General features: G+C 72.0%; 6 protein-coding genes and 2 pseudogenes. 6 read left to right on the forward strand and 2 right to left on the reverse strand.

Annotated features, from left to right (window positions below):
• Positions 1-309: cold-shock protein (locus tag AC32QD_RS10680; protein ID WP_492010485.1), on the reverse strand; the 309-nt coding region annotated here is incomplete at its 3' end.
• Between the two features lie 244 nt (positions 310-553).
• Here AC32QD_RS10680 and AC32QD_RS10685 point away from each other — a divergent pair.
• The 6 genes and pseudogenes from AC32QD_RS10685 (at position 554) to nthA (ending at position 5,048) form a co-directional block, all read left to right on the forward strand.
• A complete protein-coding gene (locus AC32QD_RS10685) occupies positions 554-1,336 on the forward strand; it encodes a hypothetical protein (protein WP_492010486.1) in 783 nt (260 codons plus the stop codon).
• A gap of 118 nt (positions 1,337-1,454) precedes the next feature.
• Positions 1,455-3,278 (forward strand): annotated as a pseudogene (locus AC32QD_RS10690) (aminopeptidase P family protein); the annotation flags it as partial.
• 93 nt (positions 3,279-3,371) lie between these two features.
• Positions 3,372-3,659 (forward strand): annotated as a pseudogene (locus tag AC32QD_RS10695) (DUF427 domain-containing protein); the annotation flags it as partial.
• A gap of 54 nt (positions 3,660-3,713) precedes the next feature.
• The gene (locus AC32QD_RS10700) at positions 3,714-4,064 is read left to right on the forward strand and encodes a ScnB-like protein (protein ID WP_492010487.1); all 351 of its coding nucleotides are present in this window, start codon (positions 3,714-3,716) and stop codon (positions 4,062-4,064) included.
• Entirely contained in the window at positions 4,061-4,408 is a 348-nt protein-coding gene (locus AC32QD_RS10705) for an SH3-like domain-containing protein (RefSeq protein ID WP_492010488.1), read from the forward strand. The genes AC32QD_RS10700 and AC32QD_RS10705 overlap by 4 nt, the downstream gene beginning before the upstream one ends.
• Positions 4,398-5,048 (forward strand): nitrile hydratase subunit alpha, encoded by a 651-nt coding sequence (gene nthA, locus AC32QD_RS10710; RefSeq protein ID WP_492010489.1) that lies wholly within the window; start codon positions 4,398-4,400, stop codon positions 5,046-5,048. The genes AC32QD_RS10705 and nthA overlap by 11 nt, the downstream gene beginning before the upstream one ends.
• Before the next feature lie 54 nt (positions 5,049-5,102).
• On the opposite strand, the gene AC32QD_RS10715 is transcribed toward nthA, so the two are convergent.
• Positions 5,103-5,774, reverse strand: a complete 672-nt coding sequence (locus AC32QD_RS10715; protein ID WP_492010490.1) for a DUF1223 domain-containing protein — start codon at positions 5,772-5,774, stop codon at positions 5,103-5,105.
• Positions 5,775-6,041 lie beyond the last annotated feature (267 nt).

A 6,041-nucleotide genomic window follows, 5' to 3' on the forward strand; every position in this document is an offset into this window, starting at 1 on the left:
CAGATCGGCGGCGGCGGCGAGGTACTCGGTCGGGCGCGGCCCTTCCGAGAAGCCCTGGGGCTGGCCGAACGGCGCCGGCGTCTCGGATTCCTCGACATCGAGGATTTCCTGCGCGGCGAGGCCGCGCTGGCCCCGTCCGTAAGACACGTGGACGCGTGCGCCCTCGCTCAGCGCCAAGCGGCCCGAGGCCCTGACGCACGATGCATGCACCATGATATCGGGGCCGCCATCCTCGGGCACGAGAAAGCCGTAGCCCTTGACGGCGTCATACCACTTGACGTGACCCCATATCGTCTGAGTAGCTCCCACATCCATCTCCGACACGCTCTCTCCGCAGCGCCCGCCGATCATGCCACTTTGCTACTATATTTTTGCCACGTTGTCGCCTCAAATGAAAAATGCCGTTGATTAGCCTCACCATGCAGGCAAATTCGGCGCAAATGTGGACATAAACGGGTTTTAGATGAGATCAATACTCCTTCCGGTTGCGTGCGCCCTGCTGCTCACCGGCTGCGGCGAATCCGCACCCCAGGCGGCGTCGGCGCGTCAGCCTGTGGCGCAGGGCCTCCACGTCCAGCGGCTTTTGGTCCTGGACCGCCCGCCGGTCATCGCCGCACAGGAGCCGGCGGACCTGCCGCTGGCGATTCGGGCGGCCGAGGGCACCAATGCGGACCTGCTGGACAAGCGCGACGAGTCGCACTGGGTACGCACCGACGCCCTGCCCTTCCTGACCGAGACCAAGGCGGGGCGCGCGTTCCTCGCTGCCCATGCCCCCAGAGCGCTGGCGCGGGGCATGCCGAAGGAGTACTGCCCCGCGCTCGCCACCGCGACCGGCCAGCAGGCCTCCGCATCGGCCGAGACGGCGCGCGGCGAGGTGGCGCGCCGCGCCCTGACCACCTGCATCGCGAAGCTGGGAGCGCACCGCAAGGGCTGCGGCTGCCGCGTGATTGCGCTCAACGACGTGGTGACCGTGCCGCGCGAGGAGATGGCCTATGCCACCGGCGTCACCGCGCGCATGCGCGTGCCCAAGCTGGGCATCGACCTGATGCTTGTGGCCGAGCACGCGCCCGGCAAGGCAACGATCCTGCGCGACCTGAACGGCCCGGTGGCACGGCTGGTCGATCAGGGCGACGACCGGGTGGCGGTGGACTTCACCGGCACCAACCGGCACTTCGAGGGACGGCGCATCCCCGAGGGCTTCCGCCGCGGGCGCCTGGCCGAGCGGGTCTATGCCAAGGATGCCCAGGGGCACCGCATGAGCCTGCTGATCGGCTTCGAACCGGACGAGCTGGCCGGCCAGGCCGGCGCCTGGATGGCCTGGCCGGCTCACGGCTGATGCGGCGCGGCGGACGCGCGGGGCCGGGCGGACCGCCCCGGCGGGCGCGCATTTGCCGCTTGCCGGCCGACCCGCTCCGGGGCCAGCATGGCGGCGCGAGGCAAGCAGTGGCGGAGAGATGTTCCAGACATTCGAGGTGAGGGGGAACGGCGCCGCCGCACCGCAGCGGCTGGCGGCCCTGCGCGAGCGGCTCGCCGCGCGCGGCGTGGACGGGCTGGTGGTGCCCCGCGCCGACGCGCACCAGAACGAGACCGTTGCGCCGCATGACGAGCGGCTGGCCTGGCTTACCGGCTTCACCGGCTCCGCCGGGCTGGCGGTGGTGCTGGGCGAGCGGGCGGCGCTGTTCGTCGACGGCCGCTACACGCTGCAGGCGGCGCGGCAGGTCGACGGCGGCTGCTTCGAGATCGTGCCGGTGCACGAGACCCCGCCCGCCCGGTGGCTGGAGCGCCGGCTCGGCACCGACATGACCATCGGCTACGATCCCTGGCTGCACGGCAAGGCCGAGATCGACCGGCTGGCCGAGGCGGCGGCCAAAGCCGGCGCCGGGCTGGTGCCGCTCGAGCCCAACCCGATCGACGAGATCTGGCAGGACCGCCCGCCGCGGCCGATGGGCGCGGTGCGGGTCCAGCCCGAGCGGCTGGCCGGCGAGAGTGCGGCCGAAAAGCGCCGGCGGCTCGGCGCGGCGCTGGCCGAGGCGGGCGCCGACGCGGCGGTGCTGAGCCAGCTCGACAGCATCGCCTGGCTCCTCAACATCCGCGGCTCGGACCTGCCGCACGCGCCGGTGGCGCTGGGGTTTGCGCTGCTCGACGCGGACGGCTCGGTCGCGCTCTACATGGAGCCCGACCGCTTCGACGGCGAGGTCTGCGCGCATCTGGGCAACGAGGTGAGCCTCGCGCCGCCCGAGGGGCTGGGCGAGGGGCTGGCCGGGCTGAGGGGCAAGACGGTGCTGCTTGACCGCGCCACCTGCCCGCTTTGGATCGCGGCGCGGCTCGAGCGCGCCGGAGCGACGCTCAAATGGGGCGAGGACCCGTGCCTGGGGCCCAAGGCGCGCAAGAACCCGGCCGAGCTGGCCGGGATGCGCGCGGCGCACCGCCGCGACGGCGCGGCGATGGCGCGCTTCCTGCACTGGCTGGACACGGCTGTGGCGGCCGGCGAGCCGTTGGGCGAGATCGACGTGGTCGAGCGGCTCGAGGCGTTCCGGGGCGCCACCGGCGCGCTCATGGACATCAGCTTCGACACCATCTGCGGCTCCGGGCCGAACGGGGCCATCGTGCACTATCGCGTCAACCGCGAGAGCAACCGGGCGCTGGGGCGCGGCGAGCTGCTCTTGGTCGATTCGGGCGGGCAGTATCTCGACGGCACCACCGACATCACCCGCACCGTGGCGCTGGGCGCGGCGGACGCCGAGGCGGTCCGCCCCTTCACGCTGGTGCTCAAGGGCATGATCGCGCTCAGCCGGGCGCGCTGGCCCAAGGGCGTGGCCGGCCGCGACCTCGACGCGTTCGCGCGCGCGGCGCTGTGGCAGGCGGGGTTCGACTACGACCACGGCACCGGCCACGGGGTCGGCGCCTATCTCAACGTGCACGAGGGGCCACAGCGCCTGTCGCGCAGGGGCGGCGAGGTGGCGCTCGAGTCGGGGATGATCCTGTCGAACGAGCCCGGGCACTACCGCGAGGGGCGCTTCGGCATCCGCATCGAGAACCTGGTCGCGGTGACCGGGCCCGCCGTGCCCGAGGGCGGCACGCGGCCGATGCTGGGCTTCGAGACGCTGACGCTGGCGCCGATCGACCGCCGCCTGATCGACAGCGCGCTGCTCGGCCCCTATGATGCCGCCTGGCTCGACGCCTATCACGCCCGCGTGCTGGCCGAGGTCGGCGCCGAGCTGGACGCGGCGCGGGACGCGGAGGTGCTGGACTGGCTCCGCCGCGCCTGCGCGCCGCTCGGCGAGGGACCGGCGGCGCGCGAGGGAGAGGCAGGAAACATGTCCGCGAAGTTCACCGTCGCCCCGGCCAGCGGGCTGCACGTGGCGCGCGCAGGCGGCGCCGTGCTGGCCGAGACCCGGCGCGCGCTCCTGCTCGACGAAGAGGGCCACGACCCGGTGCTCTACTTCCCGCGCGGCGACGTCGGCATGGAGTTCCTGGAGCGCTCCGAGACGCGCACCACCTGCCCGTGGAAGGGCGAGGCGACGCATTTCCACATCGTCGGCAAGTCCGGGCTGATCCGCGATGCCGCCTGGTCCTACGAGGACCCGGTCGCAGGCGCCGAGCAGATCCGGGACCACGTCGCCTTCTACGCCGAGAAGGTGACGGTCGAGGAGTTGTGAGGCGCGGCCGCAACGGGCTTGGCGGCGCGCCGCGCGCGCGCTAGCCTGCACCCCATGGGCAACAGGCGCGACGAGGGCCGCAGTTGGCACGACCTGGGAGGCCGCGAGGCCGGTCCGGTCGAGCGCCGCGAGCACGACTACGCGCTATGGGAGAAGCGGGTCGACGCGCTGAGGCAGATCGCCTCGGACCGGGGCTATTTCACCGTGGACGGGCTGAGGCGCGCGCTCGAGGAGATGGGCGAGGACGCCTTCGAGACCATGACCTATTACGAACGCTGGATCGCCGCCACCACGCGCAACCTGATCGACGCCGGCGCCTTCACCATCGAGGAGCTGAACCGGCGCATGGAGGAGGTCGCGGCCCGCGGCCCCACCTATGGCGAGGCCCAGGGGAGCGGCGAATGACGGCGCTCGCGCAGGTCACGCCGCCCGCCTTCCCGCCGCCCTACCCCACCCGCGGCGGGCGCTTCGCGCCGGGTGACGTGGTGCGGGTCAAGCGCGGCGCGGCGCCCGGCCACATCCGCACGCCGTGGTACCTGCGCGGCCATCTGGGCCGGGTCGAGCGCATCTGCGGCGACTTCGCCAACCCCGAGGAGCTGGCCTATGGCCGCGACGGCCTGCCCCCGCGCGTGCTCTACCGCGTGCGCTTCACCATGGCCGAGCTGTGGGGCGCGGCGGCCGAGCGGCCCGCCGACACCGTCGACGCCGAGATCTTCGAGCACTGGCTGGAGCCGGCCGATGCCACATGACCATCACGAGCATTTCCACCACGAGGGGATGAGTCCGTCGGGCCATCCCTACCGGCCCGACAACGACCAGCCGCTGACCTACTGGCAGCGCATGGAGATCGCGGTGCGCGAGCTGATGGTCGAGAAAGGCATCACCACGCCGGCCGAGATCAATGCCGAGATCGAGCGCCTGGACTCGCGCAACCCGGCGCTGGGCGCGCGCGTGGTGGCCCGGGCCTGGACCGATGCCGCCTTCCGCGCGCGGCTGCTCGCCGACGGCTCGGCGGCGATCGCGGAGCTGGGCATCCCGCCCGACGGGCTGAAGCTGGTGGTGGTGGAGAACACAGAGACCGCGCACAACGTCGTGGTCTGCACGCTGTGCTCGTGCTATCCGCGCAACCTGCTCGGGCTGCCGCCGGACTGGTACAAGACCCGGGCCTACCGCGCGCGCATGGTGCGCGAGCCGCGCGCCGTGCTGGGCGAGTTCGGGCTCGAGCTGCCCGCGGGCGTGGAGCTGCGCGTGCACGATTCCACCGCCGACATGCGCTACATGGTACTGCCCGGGCGGCCCGAGGGCACCGAGGGCTGGAGCGCCGAGCGGCTCGAGGCCATCGTCACCCGCGACTGCATGATCGGCGTCGCCGTGCCGCACACGGGCTGACGGGCACCCGGGTTCGCGTCCGGCCGAGCGACCCGGTGCCGACGCGCCGCGCGCTCAGGGCGCCGGGTTATCGAGCTTCGCCGCGCCCTGGATCGGGCCCGCCTTGCCGTTCTGCACCCACACGGCCACTCCCTCGCCGGGGTCGGGCTGCGGCATCTCGACCTCCTGCACCGCGCTGCCCGACCATTTGCCCATGCGCATCAGGCTGTTGACCACGTTGCGGTAGGTCATGGTGCGCCCGGCATTCTCGCCGCGCTTGATGTCGACCGTGGCGCTGAGCGTGTACTTGGCGATCCAGATCGTCCCGGGCTCGGGGTTGTGGCCCGGCGCGATGCGGCACTTGAGCATGCCGTTCTCGGGCCGGATCGAGATGTCGATGGGCGCCGGCGCGCTCTCGGCCTGCTTGATGGCCGCGTCCACCGCCTGCACGTCGGTGGCGGGCACGGCGCGCCTGCCATGCACCACGATCTGCGGCGTGTAGATCACGTTCTTGTTCCAGGCGTCGCGGTAGGCGTACTGGCGCTTGGTGAACTTCGGTTTGGCGAAGGTATCGCGCCAGCCCAGATAGTCCCAGTAATCGACATGGAGCGAGAGCGCGATCACGTCCGCACGGTTGGCCAGCTGCGCCAACAGCCGGTCGGCCGGCGCGCAAGAACTGCAGCCCTGGCTGGTGAACAGCTCGACCACCACGGGCTCCTCCGCCCGGGCGGCGGTGCTCAGAGCCACGACGGCCGGCAAAACGAGGGCAAGCACTCGGACAACGGCGAACATGGCCCTGAAATAAGGGACAACGCGCCGCCTCCGCCAATCAATCCTGCGTGACGTGGGCGGCCCCGCCGCGCGGCAAAGGCGCCTAGCAGGCTGTTGAAGAAGTGGGTGGCGCTCGTGCTGATGGCGTGATTCACTCGCTCTGGGGAACCGGGCGAGGTGGTGATGCGAGGTTGGGAGGGAAGGTCGGGAGAGCTGTTCTCGTATGTTGATCTTGAGCGGCGG

Source organism: Thermohalobaculum sp. (assembly GCF_058622915.1).